19 protein-coding genes and 1 tRNA gene are annotated in these 21,844 nt (G+C 58.4%); 5 read left to right on the top strand and 15 right to left on the bottom strand.

The features are described from left to right. Window positions 1–16: 16 nt before the first annotated feature. From hmcE to hmcA, 5 genes are read right to left on the bottom strand one after another with little or no spacing between them, the layout of a single operon-like run. On the bottom strand, window positions 17–697 hold the full coding sequence (gene hmcE / locus ACZ5D1_RS03060) for a sulfate respiration complex protein HmcE (RefSeq protein ID WP_011366744.1): 681 nt from the start codon (window positions 695–697) through the stop codon (window positions 17–19). Between the two features lie 42 nt (window positions 698–739). Beyond that, a complete protein-coding gene (gene hmcD / locus ACZ5D1_RS03065; RefSeq protein WP_011366745.1) occupies window positions 740–883 on the bottom strand; it encodes a sulfate respiration complex protein HmcD in 144 nt (47 codons plus the stop codon). Window positions 884–905: 22 nt separating this feature from the next. Beyond that, window positions 906–2,075: a sulfate respiration complex protein HmcC gene (gene hmcC / locus ACZ5D1_RS03070; protein WP_027181795.1), complete on the bottom strand. Its 1,170-nt coding sequence runs from the start codon at window positions 2,073–2,075 to the stop codon at window positions 906–908. Beyond that, the gene (gene hmcB, locus ACZ5D1_RS03075; protein ID WP_011366747.1) at window positions 2,076–3,179 is read right to left on the bottom strand and encodes a sulfate respiration complex iron-sulfur protein HmcB; all 1,104 of its coding nucleotides are present in this window, start codon (window positions 3,177–3,179) and stop codon (window positions 2,076–2,078) included. A gap of 23 nt (window positions 3,180–3,202) precedes the next feature. Beyond that, a complete protein-coding gene (gene hmcA / locus ACZ5D1_RS03080) occupies window positions 3,203–4,837 on the bottom strand; it encodes a sulfate respiration complex hexadecaheme cytochrome HmcA (RefSeq protein ID WP_011366748.1) in 1,635 nt (544 codons plus the stop codon). A gap of 504 nt (window positions 4,838–5,341) precedes the next feature. On the opposite strand from hmcA, the gene ACZ5D1_RS03085 reads away from it, so the two are divergent. Next, a complete protein-coding gene (locus ACZ5D1_RS03085; RefSeq protein ID WP_464555853.1) occupies window positions 5,342–6,178 on the top strand; it encodes a sugar phosphate isomerase/epimerase family protein in 837 nt (278 codons plus the stop codon). Between the two features lie 77 nt (window positions 6,179–6,255). Here the strand turns inward: ACZ5D1_RS03085 and ACZ5D1_RS03090 are convergent, their stop codons facing one another. Further along, window positions 6,256–6,723 carry a hypothetical protein gene (locus ACZ5D1_RS03090; protein WP_464555855.1) on the bottom strand — a complete coding sequence of 156 codons (468 nt, stop codon included), beginning with the start codon at window positions 6,721–6,723 and terminating at the stop codon, window positions 6,256–6,258. Next, on the bottom strand, window positions 6,716–7,786 hold the full coding sequence (locus tag ACZ5D1_RS03095) for a 4Fe-4S dicluster domain-containing protein (protein WP_464555857.1): 1,071 nt from the start codon (window positions 7,784–7,786) through the stop codon (window positions 6,716–6,718). Before ACZ5D1_RS03095 ends, ACZ5D1_RS03090 begins: the two co-directional genes overlap by 8 nt. Window positions 7,787–7,992: 206 nt before the next feature. Here ACZ5D1_RS03095 and ACZ5D1_RS03100 point away from each other — a divergent pair, with 206 nt between their 5' ends. Further along, window positions 7,993–9,423: a sigma-54 interaction domain-containing protein gene (locus ACZ5D1_RS03100; protein ID WP_464555859.1), complete on the top strand. Its 1,431-nt coding sequence runs from the start codon at window positions 7,993–7,995 to the stop codon at window positions 9,421–9,423. Window positions 9,424–9,745: 322 nt separating this feature from the next. Then, window positions 9,746–9,821, top strand: a tRNA-Val gene (locus tag ACZ5D1_RS03105). A 550-nt stretch (window positions 9,822–10,371) separates the two neighbouring features. Here the strand turns inward: ACZ5D1_RS03105 and ACZ5D1_RS03110 are convergent. From ACZ5D1_RS03110 to ACZ5D1_RS03125, 4 genes are all read right to left on the bottom strand, one after another. Beyond that, on the bottom strand, window positions 10,372–11,484 hold the full coding sequence (locus ACZ5D1_RS03110; RefSeq protein WP_464555860.1) for an alkene reductase: 1,113 nt from the start codon (window positions 11,482–11,484) through the stop codon (window positions 10,372–10,374). Window positions 11,485–11,496: 12 nt separating this feature from the next. Continuing rightward, entirely contained in the window at window positions 11,497–12,156 is a 660-nt protein-coding gene (locus tag ACZ5D1_RS03115; protein WP_464555861.1) for an NAD(P)H-dependent oxidoreductase, read from the bottom strand. An 11-nt stretch (window positions 12,157–12,167) separates the two neighbouring features. Beyond that, the gene (locus ACZ5D1_RS03120; RefSeq protein WP_464555863.1) at window positions 12,168–12,458 is read right to left on the bottom strand and encodes a putative quinol monooxygenase; all 291 of its coding nucleotides are present in this window, start codon (window positions 12,456–12,458) and stop codon (window positions 12,168–12,170) included. A gap of 82 nt (window positions 12,459–12,540) precedes the next feature. After that, on the bottom strand, window positions 12,541–13,164 hold the full coding sequence (locus ACZ5D1_RS03125) for a GntR family transcriptional regulator (RefSeq protein ID WP_464555864.1): 624 nt from the start codon (window positions 13,162–13,164) through the stop codon (window positions 12,541–12,543). Window positions 13,165–13,366: 202 nt separating this feature from the next. Between ACZ5D1_RS03125 and ACZ5D1_RS03130 the strand changes: the two genes are divergently transcribed. Together ACZ5D1_RS03130 and ACZ5D1_RS03135 are read left to right on the top strand one after the other, a co-directional pair. Next, a complete protein-coding gene (locus ACZ5D1_RS03130) occupies window positions 13,367–13,918 on the top strand; it encodes a sugar O-acetyltransferase (protein ID WP_464555865.1) in 552 nt (183 codons plus the stop codon). 507 nt (window positions 13,919–14,425) lie between these two features. Beyond that, on the top strand, window positions 14,426–15,433 hold the full coding sequence (locus tag ACZ5D1_RS03135) for an endonuclease/exonuclease/phosphatase family protein (RefSeq protein WP_464555867.1): 1,008 nt from the start codon (window positions 14,426–14,428) through the stop codon (window positions 15,431–15,433). 104 nt (window positions 15,434–15,537) lie between these two features. On the opposite strand, the gene ACZ5D1_RS03140 is transcribed toward ACZ5D1_RS03135, so the two are convergent. From ACZ5D1_RS03140 to ACZ5D1_RS03155, 4 genes are all read right to left on the bottom strand, one after another. Beyond that, a complete protein-coding gene (locus ACZ5D1_RS03140) occupies window positions 15,538–16,704 on the bottom strand; it encodes a Bcr/CflA family efflux MFS transporter (RefSeq protein ID WP_464555868.1) in 1,167 nt (388 codons plus the stop codon). Between the two features lie 21 nt (window positions 16,705–16,725). After that, the gene (locus tag ACZ5D1_RS03145; RefSeq protein ID WP_273238668.1) at window positions 16,726–17,103 is read right to left on the bottom strand and encodes a MarR family winged helix-turn-helix transcriptional regulator; all 378 of its coding nucleotides are present in this window, start codon (window positions 17,101–17,103) and stop codon (window positions 16,726–16,728) included. A 336-nt stretch (window positions 17,104–17,439) separates the two neighbouring features. After that, window positions 17,440–20,472 carry an efflux RND transporter permease subunit gene (locus tag ACZ5D1_RS03150; protein WP_464555869.1) on the bottom strand — a complete coding sequence of 1,011 codons (3,033 nt, stop codon included), beginning with the start codon at window positions 20,470–20,472 and terminating at the stop codon, window positions 17,440–17,442. Continuing rightward, window positions 20,469–21,617: an efflux RND transporter periplasmic adaptor subunit gene (locus tag ACZ5D1_RS03155; RefSeq protein WP_464555871.1), complete on the bottom strand. Its 1,149-nt coding sequence runs from the start codon at window positions 21,615–21,617 to the stop codon at window positions 20,469–20,471. The genes ACZ5D1_RS03150 and ACZ5D1_RS03155 overlap by 4 nt, the downstream gene beginning before the upstream one ends. Window positions 21,618–21,844: the final 227 nt, after the last annotated feature.

A 21,844-nucleotide genomic window follows, 5' to 3' on the forward strand; every position in this document is an offset into this window, starting at 1 on the left:
CTTCTGGGTGTGCCGGTTACCAGGGGAAGCCGGCTGTACGCTTCATACCGCCACGCTTGATGTTGTAATCCATACCCAGCTGGCCGCGTGACATGAAAAAGAGTGCCACATGAGACAGCTTGGTGAACGGAATGAGCACCAGCAGCAGTTCGCCCGTGATTATGTGCATGACCAGCCAGAACTGGTAGTCGCCCACATGCAGACGGGCGATGAAGCCTGTGAGGAACGGTGCGGCGGAAACGGCCAGAATGAACCAGTCGTAAGCGCTGGTCAGGATGCGCACTTCCGTCAGGGCGATGCGGCGCAGGGCCAGCATGGCCGCGCCGGCCAGAGCGGCAACTGTCAGGCCGTCTGCCAGCCACCACGGCAGGGTGGGCAGGCTGAAGCCGAAGCGTTCTTCCAGAATGATGTTGTGACCCATGAGAAACAGCGGAACCAGCACAGCCCCGATGTGGAAAAGGAAGAACCCTGCAGCCATGAAAGGCTGCTGACGCCAGCTGTGGGTTCCCATGGGGGTTATCCAGCAGAGTACGGAACGCAGCGCTCCGCGCAGTCCGATGCTCATATGCGGCCGGTAGGCCACTCTGTCGAGCTTCCAATCAAGGCCGCGGATGTACCAGACAACCCGTGCCAGCAGACCGCCGAAGCAGACCACCAGGGATATCCAGAGCATGGGGCCGGTCAGGAAATCGATCATTATTGTCTCCTTGCTTGCTAAGACGTGTGTTCGGGCCGGAAGTTAGTACTTCCGCATTTTTTCGTCCCGACCGGTCAGAAACTTCCAGAAGCCGACGAAGCAGAGAAGGGTCACTCCCATAAGGATATAGGTGATGCCCTTGGAGTGCAGCATGAATTCATGAAGCGTGTAAAACATCTGTTCCATGAGTTTTCTCCTTCACGCCAGCCTAGTGGGCGTCTTTGTAGTCGGGGTGCTCGAACAGCACGGGCATACGTGTGGCGATGAACCGGTACACCGTGATGATCATGGTCACGATGAAGATGGAAATGCATATTTCCATCCAGTGGGGGAAGTAACGTTCGTCTGCGGGCAGCTGATAGTTGAATGCCACCAGAGAAACGTTGAAGCGGTTCATCACGATGCCCAGCACGGCGTTGATGGAAGCCACGCGGATGATGGTCTTGTTCTTTTCGCGTACGCCCAGCGCATACAGAAATGCGGGCAGCGCCACAAAGCCGAACATTTCCACCAGAAACCACGCGCCGTAGCCGGTGGCAAGGTAGTGCCAGTCGTTGTCCATGGCTATGTCCATGGTCTTGATGCAGAAGTAGCCCGCCAGCACAAAGGCGGCGGCTTTGCCGAAGCCCAGCACCACGTCATCAGCTTCGTCCAGATGGGTTTTGTCCATCATGTGGTGCAGCCCCTTGTGCGCCAGCGTACCTTCAAAGATAACCATGGAAAGGCCGGCAACCATGGAAGAGATGAAGAAGAATACGGGCAGGAACGAGGAGTACCACAGCGGGTGCAGCTTGCTGGGTGCGATGAGGAACAGGGCGCCCAGCGAGGACTGGTGCAGTGTGGAAAGCACAACTCCGAAGATGGTGAGCACCAGCGTGAACTTGACCACGATGTTGCGTATCTTGCGCAGTCCCAGCCATTCCAGCGCTGCGGGCGACCATTCGATGAACAGCACGGTAAGATACGTCATGACGCACAGACCCACTTCAAACAGCAGCGACGTGGTGCCCTGCGAGTAGAATATGGGATAGGGCAGACGCAGCGGATGGCCGAGGTCGTAGGTGAGGGCGATAACCACAAAGAAGTAGCCGAGGAACGCCGTGGTTATGGCCGGACGCACCGCGGAATGAAAACGTTTGAGACCGAACAGGTAGCATGCGGCGCTGGTGACATAGCCACCGGCTGCCAGTGCCACACCGCACAGCAGGTCAAATCCGATCCACACACCCCAGGGGTTGTTGTGGTCAAGGTTGGAAACGGCGCCGATACCCTGAGTGAAGCGGATGAACGTCAGAATGAGACCGCCCACAAGGATAATGGCCGTCAGGATGTTGCCGGGTGTCAGCAACCCGTTACGGTTGTTCTGTATGTCAGCCATTTATGCGTCCTCCTCGGGCTTTTCCGTCCCGGATTCGGCGGATTCGGGTTCGTTTTGAGCGGCAAGGCGCGCTTCGAACTCTTTTTCAGCCTCTTCCTTTGCCTTTTTCACTTCGCGGGCAATGGCGGCTTCTTTTTCCTTGGCGGCCTTTTCCATGGCGGCCTGCAGCTTGGCGTCCGCTTCGGCCTGCGTTTCGCCCACGGCATGGCGTACGGCGGCGGCCTGTTCTTCCTGCGCTATTTTATCTTTGCGTTTGGAAATGGCGTACGCACCGGTAAGCAGCACGGGCCAGATGCCTACAACCATGGGCACGGAACCCAGTGCGCCGGCGGTATGTTCCTGCGCGGGCTTGGTGCCCAGATGTTCATCCTGACCCAGTTCGCCGAAGGGTACACCGGCAAGGTACAGCCAGTTGGTGCCGCCCATTTCGTGTTCGCCGTAGATGTGGTCCTGATAGCGTTCAGGGTTTTTGCGGATTCTGTCGCGTGCGATGCGCAGCAGGTCTTCGCGCTTGCCGAAAGTCAGAGCTTCCTTGGGGCATTTTTCAACGCATCCCGGCAGCTTGCCTTCCTGCAGGCGGGGGTGACACATGGTGCACTTGGTAATCAGCGGATCATATGCTTCACCGTATTCAAACGCGGGCACGTTGAACGGGCAGGCGATCATGCAGTACCGGCAGCCCACGCACAGCTTGGGGTTGTATGTAACCGAGCCGTCGGGGTTTTTGGTAAACGCCTTTACAAAGCAGGCCGAGGCGCAGGCGGGTTCCAGACAGTGGTTGCACTGCTGTTTGCGGAACACAGGGTGTTCAAGGCCGGCCACGTTGTATTTGTTGACCACTGTATAGGTGGCGTCATCTGTTCTGCGCTTGGTTTCAAGCACCGAAAGGTCGTCAAACGGCTTTTCGGGCATGGGCAGATTGTTCACCTGCTGGCACGCTTCCTCGCATTTGCGGCAGCCGATGCAGCGGGTGGAATCATGCAGAACGCCGTAGCTGTCGGGGTAGCCGGAAAAGCTGTGATTGCCCCCCGCGGCGGCGGGCTTGCCCGCTGCCACCGAAAGTCCGGCAGCACCGAGCAGGCTCAGAAAGGTTCTTCGACGCATGGACTAGTCTCCTTGCTAATATCCTACAGATCGCGTTTTTTGTGACACTCGTTGCAAGCCGTGTTGGCAGGCTTTTCAATGCGCATGGCGGTGTGGCATCCCATGCACTGCTGGTGGTAGGCGGCCTTCAGGCCCGGGCGGTCGCCCTGATCCAGCTCAAACGGCTTGCCGTGGCATGTGGCGCATGCGGGGGGTGTCTTTGAAACGGGGCTGTTGTGGTGGCAGCCCTGGCAGAACGTGCCGGGCTCGTTGTGGAACGCGGCGGCAAGTCTGTCGCCTTCAATTCCCGCCAGCATGGTCTTGATGATCTTGCGGTGCGGGAAGTCCACAGCCTCGTACTCGTTCACCATCGCATCAATGGTAACGCGGTCGGGGACGTCGTTAAGGTCGTAAGTGCCCTTGGTGTACTGGCGCGAAGAAGCCACCAGCATGCCTACGGAGACGCGCTCTTCCTTGCTCAGTGCCTCAGCGCCCTGCGGAGCGAGCTCAGCGGGAACATTGTGGCATTTGGCGCATGAATCTTCCGTGTTTTTGTAGGGGACAAAGCTGTGGCAGCCGGCGCATACGGGCTGCTCTTTCTGCTTGTTATGGCAGCCTACGCAGCTGGCATCGGCCTGCTTGGCATGCATGGCCTGCGAAAGCTGAACAAAGCCGCCTTCCTTCTTGCCTTCGGTCGTATGGCATTCGGAGCAGCTGGCGATTTTTTCGTGATGGCAGACGCGGCAGGTATCATTGGCCTGTTCGTGCACCTTGTGATTGAAGGCCACGGCGGCGATGGAACCGGGACCGGCTTCTTTTTTGACGGTCTTTGAACCGGCAGGGGGAGTCATGACGACGGCGTCGGGCTGTCCGCGGTCAAGGCGGGGCACATCCTTCACCACTTCGTACGCGGCCTGCGCCTGTGTGGTGTGGCACCCTGCGCAGTTGACGGGGCCGGTCTTCTGCTGTGCCTGTGCCGTGGTCACGTGGCACACCACGCACTGGTTGTGGGCTGCATCGGCAAAAGCAGAAACAGTCACGCCGTCAGCCGTGACGGGGGCGTCCTTGTGGCAGGCGCGGCAGCTGTCTTCCTCGCCTTTTTTCCACACGGTCTTTTCAGCTGCTTTGTCGTAAACATGGTGGCAGGTGCCGCAGTTGACATCTGCACCGCCGGCGGGCTTGATGCTTGCCGCGGCAATGTGGCGGTAGTGCAGCGATTTGTCCATGCCGGCTTCGGCGCGGTCTGCCGGTGCTTCCTGCGCCACGTGGCAGCTGCGGCATTCACTGTCCAGCGGACCGGACTTCTGACCGTTGTCCACCATCTCGGTATGGCAGCCGATACAGTTGTCATGGTAGACTTTTTTCAGTTGCTCGGCGCTTTCGTCCGCGGTGCGCTGAAACTTGAGCGACATTTTGCCGTCCACGGTTTTGTGGCAGGCGGAACAGTCTTTGTCTTTCAGCGCGGCAGTGTGCTTGTCGTGGCGGAAAGAAGCCGGCGGCAGCTCCAGATCGTCGAACTGTTTAACAACGTCGATCCGGATAAGGTCGGCATTGCCGCCGCCCGCGCCCGCGGGTTCGGGCATGGCGCTGGTGCTCCGGACCAGGAACCCCGATGCCGATATGACGGCAACGGCAGCCAGAATCCCTGCCCATTGCAGCAGTGATTTTTTTTTCAACATAGTGGCAGTCCTTTGAAAAATGGTGAAACGCATCCTCAGACATCCTGTACCGACGGCCGGACAGATCCCCGTGACCGGTGGCGGTAAGCCTGCGGGCAGAACGCAAAAAGGGCGCAAAAAACGACACACCCATCAGCCGGAGCCGTATGTCTGTGCCGGTTGTCGAGCCTGTTTCTGCGCATGGCAACCTTCCCGTAGGCATCTGCAGAGGGGGTATGTCCGGTTCCGTCCGGAACGGGGTGGCGCCCCGCGGGCGGGCCGGATTTTGTCCCGAAATACCCTACCTGCATGGTATGATTTATTTCCTACCGCTGAGGTATGCGATTATCAAGAGTGCGTCAAGAAAAATATGAAAAATCGTTGGGAGAGAATGAGATAAGCGTGGTTAGTGAGTGGTCATTCATATGGTAAAACGCAGGGTTGTTCAATGGTTTTTCATGCCCTGAAAGTAGGCTTTGCGGTGCCGCGCGCTCATGTGTAATCAGAAAGGCAAGGAGAATGACGATGCTTTTTTTTGTTAACCTGCCGCTGAGCTATGCCGCGGCAGACCAATCGTATCTTGAAATGATTGTCGGCCGCGGAATTTGTCCGGAGCTTGGCATGGATACCGTGGCCGTGCAGGACCTGCCGGAAAGCTGGCACATAAAAACCGCTGCCCTGCTGCGTGAAAAGGGGCTGGCGTGTTCTGTTCATCTGCCTTTTTTTGACCTGCACCCGGGCAGTCTGAACGATGCGGTGCTGGAAGCCAGCCGGGCCACACTTTACAGGGCCGCCGGGCTGGCGCGGCTGTACGGGCCCTGTTTGCTGGTGGGCCATCCTGCGTATGACAGGGGGCAGCATCCGCCCCGTCACGATGAATGGCTGCGCCGTAGTGCAGAAACATGGCGCACCGTGCGCGAACATGCTGCCATGGCTCCTCTGCGGCTGGAAAATACGCATGATATCAGTCCGGAACCGCTGGCCGCCCTGATAGATGAACTGACCGCTAAGGGCGGAGAAGACGGCGGTGCGGGGATATGCTTTGATGCGGGGCACTGGTTCAGCTTCGGCAGGGGCAGCCGTGATCCCGCGGGGCTGGAAAAATGGCTGGATGTTTTCGGCACGCGCATACGGCATATGCACCTGCACGACAATGACGGTTCAGATGACCAGCATCTGGGACTGGGCAGCGGCCGGATACCGTGGAGCCGGATTTTTGCGGGGCTGGAACAGCGGGGGGTGCGTGCAACGGTGACGCTGGAGCCCCATAGCGAAAAGGATTTTGATACAAGCATGCGTTTTCTGCAGTCGGAAACGTCTGCTGTGCAGGCTTTGCGACGTGTGGCTTTGCCCCGTAGCTGAACGGGGCAGGGCCATGCTGCCGCGCGCATGGCCCTGCCTGATTGAATCCGTCCGGCAGATGCGCGCGCCGGAGCGGTTCAGCGGCGCGGGGCAAGCCATGCCCCGCGGCCGGTCATTCTGAATGCCAGAGACGCCAGTCCCAGCAGGGCCGCCAGCCCCAGATGCGACCAGTCGATAATCATGGTTGTCACTGGCGGCCAGTAAAACTCCGGCAGATTTTTAACCACGCGCAGATAGCCTGTGGCAGCCAGCCCAAGCAGCAGGCCCAGACGCCATACGCCAGCTGTTGTCAGCTGCCAGCGGCTGCGTTGCTGCAGCAAAAAGACGGCCGTCATCCAGCCTCCGGCGGCCAGCAGAACCACGGCGCCCAGGTAGTGCAGCAGATGCGTGGTCATGGGGTCGGCAGTCCATGCCAGTCCGGGAATATCGGCGACATAGTACCGTTTAAAAACAGGCATCTGGGCTATGCCTGTCACAGCCAGCAGCGTGACTGCGGCCGGCCAGACAACACGTATGAACCGGTGCTGCGGCGCGGGGTTATTCATGGTCCTGTTCCTTATTATGCGCGGCTGCCGGAGCATGACCGGAGTCACGCTCTTTCCGGAGTGTTCCGAGTATTTTTAACGCTCCTGCGGCCATGCCCGCCAGCGGAGCAACCATCAGGGCTCCCGCAAGGTGCTTCTGGGGTTGCAGTACGGGTTGCACCGGCGGAAAATCAGGGTGTCCGGCACTGCGGGTCAGCGAAGTGTTCAGCAGCTCAAAGGGAACGGGAGAAACATAGATGGTGCTGGTGCCGCCCGCTTCATCCAGTCCGTACAGATAGCCGTCAGTTGCCTGCGCCAGCTTGCGCGCTTTGCTGATAATTGCGTCACGCGGGCCGTACTCCTGCACTCCCAGCGGACAGGCTTCCACACAGGCGGGCAGCGCTCCCTGTTTTACGCTGTCGTGGCAGCGGTCGCATTTGTACATGACACCGTTTCCGGCAAATCGCGGCAGCAGGTCAAGGTACAGCCCCACGCCGGTCTGGCGCTGGGGAATGTCCCACGGGCAGACCTGACAGCATTTGGCCCCGCCCAGACAGATATCGTCATCAATGCGGACCGTCCCCGAGTTTTCTTTGTAGGCGGCCCCCCACGGGCACAGATTGGCGCACAGCGGGTTGTCGCAGTGCATGCAGCGGCGCGGAATGTGCAGTTCGTACGTCTTTTCTTTATATGTTACAGATACATGTTGTATTGTGAGCCAGTTGTAGGGTGTCAGTCTGTCCGTCACCTTTTGTTTGTCCGACCAGTCCTCCGCCCGGACACGGGCGGGAAACATGGCAGGAAAAGGATGCCGTGGCTGCGGGTATTTGCGGGCGTTGCGTTCCGTGCATGCGTCGACGCAGGCGCCGCAGCCTTCGCAGCGGGACAGATCGAACAACGTTGCCATGGGCTGTGCTGTACCGGCAGCGGGGGCGGAGTCTGTCTGCGCCGCATCCGCAGAGGAAGGCAGTGCGGATGCGCAGGCAGCCATGCCGGCGGCACACACGCCGGTCAGAAATGCTCTGCGGTTTACCGCGCCGCGTGCGGAAGGAGCGCGGGATAATGTATTGTCGTGTTGCTTCATGGTAATAAGGGGTTCGGGTGAACGGCCCGGGCACAACGGCAGGCCGCATGATATGCCGGTACATCAGCACAAACCGTGCCGGTAATCTAATGTGTTGTTTTTATTTTTATAATCGGAATATTGAACGCATTGTGGGCATGCGGGTTGCCGTGCGTTGTGATAATGTCTAATCATATGGTTAGACATATGTTGAAACGGGAGAAGCAATGACCGGAACATCTTCATGCAGCGATCTGGTGGCCGAAGTGGTTGCCACCATTAGTGAGGGGCTGATGCTTGTTTCTCCGCAGGGCAAGATAGAAATGGTCAATCCCGCGCTGGAGCGCCTGACGGGATATTCCGCTGCGGAGCTGACGGGGCAGCCGTGCACTGTGCTGGGCTGCGGTGCGTGCGATGAAGCGCGGCGCGGTGCTTCCGGCTGGTGCCGGTTGTTTGAACGCGGGACCGAGAGCAGCCGCCGGTGTGATATTGTGCGCAAGGACGGTGTGCGGGTGCCGGTTTCAAAAAATGCCCGCGTGGTGCGCAAGGACGGCCGTGTTGCCGGAGCGGTGGAAACGTTCACCGACATGAGCGAAGTTGTGGAGCGTGACAGGCGCATCGAGGCGCTGGCACGCATGCTGGACAGGGCTGACGGATTTGCCGGTATGGTGGGTGTTTCTCCGGCCATGCAGCGTGTTTACCGCATCGTGGAACGCGCTGCGGACAGCGATGCGCCGGTGCTCATATTGGGGCCGTCCGGCTGCGGCAAAGAGCTTGCCGCACGGGCTGTGCACGATCTGGGACACCGGGCAAACGGCCCGTATGTGCCGCTTAACTGTTCAGCCCTGAATGAATCTTTGCTGGAAAGTGAACTGTTCGGGCACGCAAGAGGTTCGTTCAGCGGGGCAGTACGCGACAGACAAGGCCGTTTTGAGGCAGCGCACGGGGGCGATCTTTTTCTGGATGAAGTGGGAGATCTGCCCCTTGCCACGCAGGTCAAGCTGCTGCGCGTGCTTGAGACAAAGCATATCGAGCGGGTGGGGGAAAACAGGTCGCGGGCGGTTGATGTACGGATCATCTGTGCCACTCATAGAGATCTCGGCAGCCTTGTCCGGACAGGACAGTTCCGCGAAGACCTGCTGTTCCGCATCAACGTCATTCCCGTGGTACTGCCTGCGCTGCGTCAGCGCGCGGAAGATATTCCGCTGCTGGCAGCGCATTTTGTTGCGGGTATCCGGCAGAGAACAGGCAAGGATATCGAAGGGTTTACTCCTGATGCCATGCACCGCCTGACAGCCTACGACTGGCCGGGCAATGTGCGCGAACTGCGCAGCGCCGTTGAGTATGCCTTTGTGCTGGCTGACCGCGGGCGGCTGGGGGTGGAACATCTGCCGGCACACATCACGGGAACCCGTGCGGAGTGTTGTCTTCAGACTCTGCATGTCGCTTCCTTTGCCGGGGAGGATCTGGCTGCACAGCAGCCGGAACAGCGGAATCAGGAACACGATGAGCTGCTGCGGGCACTGCGCCGGACCGGTGGCAATATGGCTGCAGCGGCGCGCCTGCTGGGCGTGCACAGAGGCACGGTGCGTAACAGAATGCTGAAATACGGCATGAACCTGCGTAAGGAAATACGTGACGGAGCCACTGAAGAATGAAAACTGGACGCCGCCTCCGGCTATGCCCTGGCGACCACACTGTGCGGCACCTCGGCTGACCGTTGCAGGCCGGTGCCGCGTGCAACCCCGCCGGAGCGTGTAGAGGCGTCTTCTCCCCAAGCCGGCTCGTCTCCGGCGACCGCCAGATGGTCGGGTGCCCTGACGCTGTTGCTTGCTGGTGGAAATTTACGTGTGCCAACGGGCACCGGAAGCGACGTCCATGATGACTGTATCGGCTTGCGGGCAGTATTCTTTACCTTGTTTACTTTTTAAAAAAATTCAGTTGACACCGGTACCTCGTTTCTATAGATAAACCACCGACGGGCGGTTAGCTCAGCTGGGAGAGCATCGGCCTTACAAGCCGAGGGTCACAGGTTCGAGCCCTGTACCGCCCACCATAGTGAAAGCAACGGGCTAGAGGAATTTCCTCTAGCCCGTTTTTTCGTGGAGATAAGTGCGGGGATACGTTTCTCGCGGCTTTTTGCGGTCAATGCAGGTTGCCCGCATGGCAGGCGCTCCGCTCAGACAAACCAAGTGCCCCGGCGTTTACACCGGCAGCTCGACCGTAAGCACAACGGCAAGCCCGACCTTTTCTGTGTCGTGTGGTTGCAGTACGCAAACGGCAAGGCTGGCCGGAATACTCCGGCGCTCATTCCAAAGGCATGTGCCCGGCGCGTGCCAGTGTCCTGCGTAAGTACTGCAAGGGCAGCAGCACGCAGACAATACGCCTGCCTGCCGCATTCTTTCACGGTCGGTCATGCCGTAGAAAGGACTCTCGGCATCGTGCGGCTGTCCGCCTGTCTCAAACTGCATGGAAATGCTGATCACCAGCCTGCTGCCATCCGGCCAGAGGCCGGTTTATTCCCGATTATACATATCGTTCATGGTACTTTCCTTGCTGCTGTTTTGTTGCTCGCGGCCTTCAGAAGAGGCTCGTGAGCGGGCGGCTTATTCTGTTTTAAGAAAAGGATAGTCCGTGTACCCTGCCGCGCCGCCGCCACCGAAAATGGTGTGCGTGTCCGTGATGGTATTCAGAGGTGCACCCTGCCGTACCCGTTCGGCAAAGTCCGGGTTGGCCAGTATCTTGCGGCCGAAGCCTGCAAGATCGATGAGACCGGTACTGATAAGCACTTCGGCTTCCTGTGGTGTTTTATTGCCTGTGGCGATGATGCGTCCTTTGAAAGCTGACCGCAGGTCGTGACGGAACTGAACGGGAATCTGCGGGGCATCGTCCCAGTCGGCTTCGCACAGGTGCAGATACCCTGCACCCAGCGAATCCAGCATGGCGGCCGCCAGCATGATGGTGTCCAGAATTTCCGGGTCGTCCATATCTTTGAACTTGATGAACGGCGACAGGCGTACTCCCACTTTGTCCTTGCCGGTCTGTGCGATGACCGCCTGTGTCACTTCACGCAGAAAGCGGATTCTTGCGGCAGGCGAACCACCGTAACTGTCGGTGCGTTTGTTGGAGTTGCTGCGCAGAAACTGGTCTATAAGGTAGCCGTTGGCCCCGTGTATCTCCACCCCGTCAAATCCTGCCTCCATGGCATTGCGTGCTGCGCGGGCAAAATCGGCTGTGGTGGCTGCGATGTCGTCGGGTGTCATTTCCCGTGGTTTGTCCACAGGGATGAATGTGACGTCTTTTGCGCCGCCGGAGCCTGTCAGATACACCACTGTGTCACGGGCGATGCATCCGCTGGGCGCCAGAGGCTGCAATCCGTTTACAGCCGCGGATCCGACCCGGCCGACGTGCCATAACTGCATATAAATTGTGCCGCCGCGGCTGTGTACGGCGTCGGTCACCTGTTTCCATCCGGCCACCTGCTGCGGGGTGTGAATACCCGGTGTTCCGGCGTAACCCTGCCCTTGTACAGAAATCTGAGTGGCCTCGGTGATGATGAGTCCGGCGGAAGCGCGCTGGCCGTAATATTGCGCCATCAGACTGTTGGGTACATTACCCGGCTGTGTGCTGCGCGACCGTGTCATGGGTGCCATGACAATGCGGTTGGCAAGGGGGTTCTGCCCCAGCATGATGTCAGAAAAAAGATAGGGGTACTGCATGGCGGTCTCCTTTTATATCCATGTGGTCACTGCGGTGATGTGCTGGCGTGTCTTGGGGCGCGGCTCATGTTTGCGGTAGCCGAAGGCGCATATATGCCCGATGGTGTATTTCTGCAGATCTATGTTCAGCTCTGCGGCAAGAACCGCATCGAACTGTTCGCGGTCGAACCCTTCTATGGGGCAGCTGTCTATGCCTATCAGCGCCGCGGCAGTCATCATGTTGGCCAGCGGGATATACGTCTGATGTGCCGCCCAGTCGGCAAGGGCGCGTTCAGACTCCAGCAGGTTGAAGTCTTTTTCCTGAAACGTTTTAAAAAATTCCCCTTTTACTTCAGCTGTCTCCGGAGGCAACTTCTGGATGTCTTTCATGAATGTCTGGATGTAGGTGCTGTCGTAGCGCATGAAGTAGGGCTTTTTGACCAGAGTGAAGACCACATGGCTTGCGGTGGGCAATTGTCTCCGGGCGCCCCAGCTGCACGGAATGAACTTTTCGCGAACGGCCATGTCTTGCACCACCAGAAAGTGCCATGGCTCAAAGCCGAAGGAACTGGGCGAAAGACGGGCTGTTTCCATAAGGAAATCGAAGTCTTCTGCAGATATGGTGCGGTCTTCGTCAAACTCTTTGCAGGCGTGGCGAAACCTGAATGCGTCAAGGATTTCTTTTTTAAGCATGGTCTGTACCTTCAGAAATTTACAGGGTTCATGGAATGAATGCGGATATGGCGGATAAGCGGGCGTGTTGCCGCAAGAAAGTTACGGAAGGAAGGTGCGGCTTCGTGCCGGTCAAGATGGTCGCGGCTCTGCCACTCTTCGTACATGAAGAAAAGTCCGCCGTTTTCCGTACTGCTGTGCAGCCGGTACACCAGACAGCCTTCTTCTGTCTGCGAGCTGCCGGCCAGCATTTCCAGCTCTTTCTGCAGGGCGGCGGCGCATGATTCCCGTGCTTCGATATGGGCGATGATGCAGATTTTCATGGCGGTTCCTGTTTTTATATTTTATATTATCGATAATATGCAAAGTGCTTGTGTCGCAATCCCGCTGCACATCTTGTATGCGTCAGGCCAGTTCGTGATAATGATGTTCCAGCGCGTCCACCGCCTGCTGCAATTCGTTACGGCGCAGCGCTTCAATAACGGGCGGATGCAGTGGCAGGGCCTTTTCCAGCGTCACCCCCATGGTGGTGAGGGTGTGCTTCATGTATTGCGGCAGATGCAGCGAATCCCAGACCTGCAGCATGCGGTTGTTGTTTGCCGCTTTAACCAGTTGCCTGTGAAACAGGTTGTTGTACCGGATGTATCCGTCAAAATCACCGGCAGCACATGCCTGTTCCATGCTCTGCTGCAAAGGCGCCAGTGCGGTTGCCAGCTCCTGCGGCAGCATACGCAGCTTTTTCAGCGCTCCTACTTCGACGGCCTGCCTGACTTCGTATATCTCGCGCACCTCTTCGGTGGAAAACTGGCGTACCCGAACACCGACATTGGGGATATGCTCCAGATGGCCGCTGGTTATCAGGCATTGAATGGCTTCGCGTACCGGTGCCTGACTTACCTGCAGAGCCTCGGAAATAGGTACTATTTTCAGGCGTTCACCGGGTACAAGTTCACCGGAGATTATTTTGTCGTGTAAAATCCGTCTGACCTGCTCCTTGAGCGATTCCCTTTTTACCTGTACCGTTTTCATGGTCGTGTCCTTTGTGTTTTGATATTATATATTATCGATAATAAAAGCTGTCAAGCAGGCACCTGCATTTTTTGTTGTAACGGTTCTGCTGCATGCAAACTGCGATATGCCCGAATATCATGTGGTTATTTCCAGCTCTTCCTTGTTTGTTTATCAGAGTGACAGTGGCTGGAGGCCGGATTGATGCCGGACGGAGGTGGATGTGACTGAAAAGGAAAAAATGATCGCGGGGCAGTTGTATAATGCCGGCGACGCGGAGCTGACAGCGCTGAGGCTGGCGTGCCGCAGGCTGCTGCACTCGTTTAATCATGCGCATCCTGACAATGCCGCGGATGCGGCCGGTGTGCTGGCGCAGCTGTTGGGCGGTAGCGGGACAGGTCTGCAGATTATGCCGCCGTTTCATTGCGATTACGGGTTCAATATTACCGTAGGCTGCAATGTCTTCATGAATTATAATTGTATCATTCTGGATCCCGCACCGGTTCACATCGGCGACAATGTCATGTTCGGCCCGTCTGTGTCGCTGTATACTGCAACGCACCCCGCAGATGCTGCCAAGCGGCTTGAAGGGCCGGAGCTGGGGCTTGCCATCAGCGTGGGGGACAATGCGTGGATAGGCGGGGCAGCTGTCATCTGTCCCGGTGTGCAGGTGGGCCGCAACGCCGTTGTCGCCGCGGGCGCGGTAGTAACCAGAGACGTGCCGGACAATGTGGTGGTGGCAGGCAATCCGGCGCGGATAATCAGGCAGCTGTAGAGCAGTGTGTATTGAGCGGCCCGCGTAGTACCGGCTGCAGGCGCCTTGTACATGCCTGTGAGGGGCATCCGGCCCGCCATATCCCTCCGGCTCGCCTTATCCGCCATATCCGCCATATCTGTCAGATACCTCCGGCCGGAGCAGGAAAAATATGACGGCCGGGAATGCACCGTACGGCCGCAGGCGGCAGGGGCACGCAGGTGTCGGGGGCAGGATTTGTCTGAGACAGGATTTTTCTGGGACAGGATTTGTCAGGGACAGAGTTTGTCAGGGGCAGGATTTGTCAGGGGCAGGATTTGTCTGGGGCAGCGGCATCATGCTGCAGCTTTACCTGAAGTTGCGGACTTGCGGGGGGACTCTCACCGGCATATGGTGCCGGTTTCGCGCTGTTTCCGCGCTGTTTTCGTTTCGGGCTGGTGCGCGTGTCCTGCATCCGGTGCAGCGTGTTTCCGCATGCACGCCCTGCTTTTTTGTACTTTTGATCAACAATTTCAGTAGATGAAAACCATGAAGAGAACATCCGGCCTGCCGGCCCTGCTGACCCTTATGTATTGCATCGGCCTCTGCGGGGCATGGGCGTTGCTGTACGGTGCTGCCGACAGATGGTGGCCTGTTTCGCTTTTACTGTTCGGTCCCCGCTGGATGCTGGGGCTGCCTCTGCTTGTTCTGCTTCCGTGGGCGGTGTTGCGTCACCGGCTGCTTTTGATTCCGCTGGGCTTTGCTGCCGTGGTGCTGGCCGGTCCCGTCATGGGATTTCAGGTGGCGCAGGAACAGAATGATGTGCCGTCAGGCGCGCGTATCAGGGTGCTTTCCTGCAACCTGCGGGTCGGAGAAGCTGATTTTGAAGCTCTGTCGCGGGTAGTGCGTGAGTACGATGTGGATGTGGTGGCAGTGCAGGAGTACATCGGGGACCGCAGGCTTACTCTGCCGGAAGGCTGGCAGGGGAAGCGTGACGGTCAGATTGCCGTGTATTCGCGTTTTCCGCTGCAGGTGGGGGAAGCGCTGAAACTGCACAGGGCCGGGCACAAGTGGAAACGGCAGACGGTGCTGCCGGCGGTTATCCGTACTCCCGCGGGGCCGGTGGCTTTTTTTGCCGTGCACCTGCCCAGCCCGCGCTACGGACTGCAGCACCTGCTGGACAGACGCAAACTGATCAATCCGGGAAAAGCCGGTATGCTTGAAGCGCAGACAGGGGCGCGTGAAGAGGCCTCAATGCTTGCCCGCGCCATGGTGGACCGGGCAGTCCTGCCGGTCATTGTGGCGGGTGACTTCAACCTGCCGCGCGAGAGTTATATTTTTCGCAGATACTGGAGTGATATGAGCGATGCATCCGTACTGCTTACCGGTTACGGGTGGACGTTTTTTGAAAGTCTGCGGGGGCTGCCGGTCATGCTGGCTGTAGACAGAGTGCTGGCCGGCAACGGGGCCGAGGCCCGCTGGTTCCGCGTGGGGCCGGATGTGGATTCCGATCACAGACCTGTCATAGCTGATGTTGTGCTTACCCCTGCTGGGTGATTTTGCCGCGGCGCCGTTGCGGGTATGAATAAAAGGCTGCTCCGGGACGTTGTTCCGGGGCAGCCTTTGTGTTGCAGGATGAACGGAGCAGCTGAACTGCCGTATCAGGAGGTGGCAGGTTTTTCGGCACTGCGACCGCGCAGCATCAGTGTGACGCCCAGTGCAGCGGCGGTGCCGGCACCGCCCAGCACGGCAATGACAAAGGGTTTGGAGTCCCATTGCAGCGAAATGGTTTCCATGGCCACGGCGCCGCACAGAAAAAAGAAGAACGTGACCAGCGAGGCGGCGGCGCCGGCGTTGCGGTCCACCTGTTCCAGAATCATATGATTGCTGATGGGGCGGCTCATGCCCAGAAACATGGTGTAGCAGAACATGGTCACCGCAAAGCTGACCGGGGTTTCGTTTCCGAAGACAAACATGGCCAGCACAGAAAGCAGCATGCCGACGAACGAGACAAACAGTATGGTGCGTGAAGCAAGCCCGACGCATAACCGTGAGCAGAGAAAAGAACCGAGCATGAGTGAGAAGGCGTTGAAAGCGAAATACAGGCCGTATTGCTGCTCGGAACTGCCGAACCCGCTGATGTAAATATTTGAAGAACCGGCGATGAAGGCGAAAAACGCCAGCCCGGGAAGGGCAAAGGCCACCGCGTACACCATGAAAGGCGCATTGCTGAACAGGGTGACATAGCGTTTAAGCGCCGCGGCCGCTCCTCCGCTTGCTTTGCTGGTCAACGGTTCGCGCAGGCGGAATGCCCCGTACAGGGCAAAAAGGGCAAGCGCTCCCTGCAGCACAAAGATGCCCCGCCACGAAACATGCTGCAGCATGAACGCCCCGATGGTGGGGGCAGCCATGGGACACAGCGGAACAATGACACCGATGTACGCCAGCAATTTTTTGCGTTGCTCACCGGTGTACATGTCTTTGGCCAGCGCAAAGCTGAGTGCCGATGCCGCGGCGGCCCCCACGGCCTGAACCGCACGGGCGGTCACCAGCGTGGTTATGGACTGCGATGCGGCGCACAACAGGCTGCCCGCAATGAACAGCAGAATGCCCCATAGCAGCACGGGGCGCCTGCCGAACCTGTCGGAAAGCGGACCGTGGATAAGCAGAAAGCTGCTGAACGTGACAAAAAAGACCACCAGAGAAAGGTTGGCCTGAGCCAGCGGAATGTTCCACAGCGTGCACAGCGTCGGGATGGCAGGAAGGTACATGTCTGTGGACAGGGCGGGAAAAGCCGCCAGAAGCAGTATAAGGATGAAATCGGGCATGGGGCCTGCAGGGGTAGATGGTTACAGGGTGGAGAACGCCTGCGTGTTGTCTTCCAGAATATGCAGCAGACGCAGCAGCAGGCGGCGTTCACGGGCCGAAAGACCGGCGGCCAGCTCGCTGTTTACGGCGTTGAGACGCCTGTGTATCTCGTGTTCCAGCCGTGCTGCTTTTGACGTGGCGTGCACAATGTTCATGCGCCTGTTGTCGCAGGCCGGTTTTCGGGTGATGAAACCCTTCTGTTCCAGCGCTTTCAGTGCCCGCGCTGTGGTACTTTTGTCCATGGCGGTCAGCTCTGCCAGCTGTTCCTGAGAACAGTCGCCGTAGCGCAGCAGCGCGATGACAAAAGGATATTGTCCTGCTCCCAGATCCAGCTGTGCCAGCGTTTCTGTGAGGCGCATTCTCATTTTGCGGGCAACCAGTGCGATGGCCCTGCCTATGCTGGTTCTGCGGCTGCGGTACAGCGGGGCTTCAGCGCAGGGGCAGGCTCCGGCCGGACAGGCCTGTGCCGGTCGGGCAACCGCGTGTTGTCGGGGTCTGCGTAACAGTGGCCGGGGTTTTGCTTTGTGCGGAATGGTGTGCGGCATGGTGATGTAAAAAATGATTGTTGCAGATGCAACTATTAGCGCCGGCTGGTTGTCCGGTCAATACGCTGTGTAAAAAAAGTCTCTCATCGTTGGGAAGGCAAAAAAAGGCGGACCGTAAGGCCCGCCTCTGCAGTGGTGTTCGGGGTACGGTTACGCCGCCCTGATGCGGAAGAAGATGGAGTACAGCACCGGCACTACGATGAGGGTGAGAATGGAGGCAAAGGTGAGACCTGCCATGATTGTCACCGCCATGGCCACAAAAAACGCATCGGTAAGCAGCGGCAGCATGCCCAGCACGGTGGTGCTGGCAGCCATGAGAACCGGCCGCATACGACTGACCGAAGAGTCCAGAATGGCATGGTACCTGTCTTTGCCGGACCGTATCTGGGTGTCTATTTCGTCCAGCAGCACGATGGCGTTTTTAATGAGCATTCCGGAAAGGCTCAGGAATCCGAGCAGGGCCATGAAGCCGAATGGCTGTCCGGCGGCCAGCAACCCCCATGTGACGCCGATGAAAGCCAGCGGCACGGTAAGCCAGATGATAAGCGGCTGGCGCAGCGCGTTGAACAGCATGACGGTGATAAGCACCATCATGGCCAGCGTGGGCGGTATGGAACTGAACAGCGCGGCCTGTGCGTCGCGGCTGTCTTCATACTCGCCGCCCCATTCCAGTGTGTATCCGCGGGGCAGTGGCATGGATTCCAGCACCGGCCGCAGTTCTTTGAACAGTGCACTGGGCTGGCCGGAAACCTGCTCGCACGCCACCGTGATGGTCGGCTTGCGGAAGCGTGACTGTCTGATGTTGTCGACCATGCGGGTTTCAAACGAAGAGACAAGCTGCCCCACGGGAATCATGGCTTTGGCGGTGGGGCTCCACGCCTGCACGTCGGCAAGCCGCGATGCGTCGTTCATTTCGTCCGCCGGCGGCCGCGCGATGATGGGAATAAGGGTGTCATCTTCGCGGTAGATACCCACAGTGGTGCCGGATGATGCGGTGCGCAGCGCGGTGGCGATGTCCGGACGTGTGATGCCTGCCCTGCGGGCGGAGGCATCGTTGACCACGGGGACAACCTGCTTGACTTTCTGGCGCCAGTTGTCGCGTATGCCGCGGGCATTGGGGTTGGCGCGTATCAGTTTCTGCGCCTGTACCGAAAGCCGTCGCAGAACTTCGGGGTCGGGCCCGCTGAAACGCACTTCGATGGGGTCGTCTCTGCCGGGGCCCAGACGGATTTTCTTGAATTTAAAGAACGCCGCGGGGAACCGCTCCTCCAGTTCGGGGCGGTAATCTGCTATTATGGAATCAATCTGCCGGTAATCTTTGACGGTGACGATTATCTGCCCGTAGTTGGGGTATTTTTTTTCCGGTGCATAAACAAGCATGAAACGCGGGGCACCGCCGCCCACAAAGCTGCTGGTAAAAGCCACCCGGTCGTCTTTTTTCAGGGCTTCTTCCATCAGGTGCATGTCTGCACTGGTGGTGCGTATGTCGGTTCCTTCAGGCTTCCAGTAGTCGAGCAGAAACTGCGGCTGGGTTGAAGGCGGAAAAAAACTCTGTTCCAGCAGGCCGAAACCGGCCACGGACAACCCCAGCAGCACAACCATGGTGCCGACGGTGAACCAGCGGTAATGGAGGCATTTGTCCAGCAGGGCGCGGTAGCTGCGGAAGATGATGCCCCCGTAGGGATCTTTCGCAGTGTCTTCACCGCCTTTGAGAAACATTTCGCAGAACAGCGGCGTGATGGTGATGGCTGTGACCCAGCTGAGCATGAGGGAGATGAGCAGCACCCAGAAAAGTGAGCCGCAGTATTCTCCGGTATTGTCTTCTGAAAGGCCGATGGCCGAAAATGCCATGATGGCGATGACGGTGGCGCCCAGCAGCGGCCAGATGTTCTGCTTTACCACGTCGCGCGCCGCTTCCAGCCGGTTGTCCCCTTTCTGGATGCGTATCAGCATTCCTTCGGTGACCACGATGGCGTTATCCACCAGCATGCCCAGCGCGATAATAAGCGCCCCCAGCGATATGCGCTGCAGTTCGATGTCCATCATCTTCATAAAAATGAACGACCCGCAGACGGTGATGAGCAGAATGGCGCCGATGAGAATGCCGCTGCGCAGCCCCATGAAAATCATCAGCACGCCGATGACGATGGCAATGGCTTCCAGCAGGCTGACGGCAAAGTTGTTCACCGCCTTGGTCACATAGTCCGGCTGGAAATATATTTTGTCGATGTTGATGCCCACGGGGGTCACGCCGTCCAGTTCTGCAAGGCGCTTGTCCACGCGTTCGCCCAGTGTGACTATATTGCCGCCGGGAGCCAGCGAAATGCCCACGGCCACAGCCATTCTGCCGTTGTGGCGCATGATGGTTGTGGGCGGCTGCACATAGTCGCGCCGTATGGTGGCTATGTCTTTCAGATACACCAGCCGCGGGGCGGCGGGGTCGTTGATGAACAGATTGCCCAGCTCTTCCACGGAACGGATTTCGCCGGTGGGATGAATGCGTACGTAATCGGGGCCCGCGCGCACGTGGCCCGAATCGACCACAAGGTTGTTTTCCTTCAGCGCGTCGTACACGGTGTTGAGAGAAACCCCCATGCTGCGCATGCGTGCGCGCGAGATTTCCACATATATGGCTTCCTGCTGAGTGCCCCACAGTGTGACCTTGGCCACGTCGGGAACCATGAGCAGTTCCTTGCGCAGAAAATCCGTATAGTCGTTGAGTTCCTTGTAGGAAAAACCGTCAGCCGTCACAGCCAGAAAAATACCGTAGACGTCGCCGTAGTCGTCCACCACCAGCGGGTCGCCCGCACCGGGAGGCAGTTTGGCTCTGGCGTCGTTGACTTTGCGGCGCAGTTCGTCCCACACCTGCGGCAGCAGCTCGGGGCCGTATTTGTCTTTTATGCGCACGGTGATGATGGACATGCCCGGCATGGATACCGATTCGATGCGCTTGAGCTGCCCCAGCTGCTGGATGGCGCTTTCCAGCTCGTCGGTCACTTCTTCCGCAACCTCGGCGGGCAGGGCTCCCGGATAGGTGGTGATTACCTGCGCATCCTTGATGGTGAATGCAGGGTCTTCCAGCCTGCCCATCTTCATATAGGCCAGTATGCCGCCCACGGTCAGCGCCAGTGTAAGTACAAGACTTACCGTGCGCTTGCCGATGCAGAATTCCGCAATGTTCATTGCCCGCCCCCGATCTTGCCGTTGAGGATGCGTACTTTCTGTCCTTCGTGCAGATAGTTTGCTCCGGCGGCTACAACCGTCATGCCGGGTTCAAGGCCCTGAGTGATGGCCACCTTGTCTTCATGTATGGCCCCCGTAACCACGGCGCGGCGTGATACTGTCATGCTTTCTTTGTCCAGCACCCATATGTAGGAGCGGTCGTCTTCGCCGCCCACCACGGCGGCAACCGGCAGCGATGTGGCATCGATGTCGCCGCCGAAGGGCAGGGTGCCCTCCACGTCGGCGGTCATGCCCGGCAGCAGCCGTATGTCGTCGGGGCTCTGCATGGTCAGTGTGACGGTATAGGTCTGGGTCTGCGGATTGGCAGATGTCTGGTATTCTTTAAGGCTCAGCTCGAAAGACCGCCCAGGAAAGGCAGAAAAGCGGGCGACAGGCGCAGGCATGTTTTTTCTGTCCTGATGCCGCAACTGGGCAATGACAAATTCGGGGACTTCCACCTCCACATCAAGCCGGTCGGTGTTTTCGAGCTTCAGAACGGGTTGCTGGGCCTGCACCAGCTCGTAATTCTTTACGTATTTTTTGGCGATGACGCCGGAAAAAGGCGCCCGCAGGGTTGTGTATTCCAGATCCTGCGTGGCCTGCTTGAGCTGCTGGGTCAGCGAAAGCACCTTGGCGTTGGCATTGTCCATCGAGGCCCGTGCCTTGTCGTAGTCCGCCTTTGATATGGTATCCTGTCCGAGCAGCGTTTCCATGCGCTTAAAGTTGAGCGTGGCCTCATTGAGCGATGCTCTGGCCCCTCCCAGCTGCGATTCTATGTTGCGCACTTTGGTGATGAAGTCGCTTTTGTCCAGTTCGGCCACGGTCTGGCCCTGTTCCACATGCTGGCTTTCCTTGACGGGAAAGCGGGTCAGCTGTCCGGCCACTCTGAAGCCGAGCTCCACCTTTTCACCGGCAACAACCTTGCCGGGAAACACCCGCCTGACCCCTTTGTCTTTACTGCCCACTGTAAGCACCTTTACCGGCTTGACAGGGGGCGGCCCCTGTTCCTGCGGTTCTTCGGCACAGCCGGCAAGCATTACCATACACAGGATGACGGCTGTGAACACAGGCAGATGAAAAAACGCAGAGCGTCGGGTCAGAGTCATGGGGTAAACTCCTTTGGGAAAAAAACATGGAAACAGGCAGCAACAATAAGACGATATAACATAGCACAACGGGCCTGCACAACACGGCGGGGCGGTGTCTGCCGGGCTGGCGCAACGCGGTTCCGGAATGTGCCGCAACCCGCTATTCATGCACAATCACAGCGGACTGACGATGATTATAATAAGCCATGATTCAGTGCGGAAAAAACAGAGGGTGGACATTCTCA

The sequence above is a fragment of the Oleidesulfovibrio vietnamensis genome (assembly GCF_055388115.1).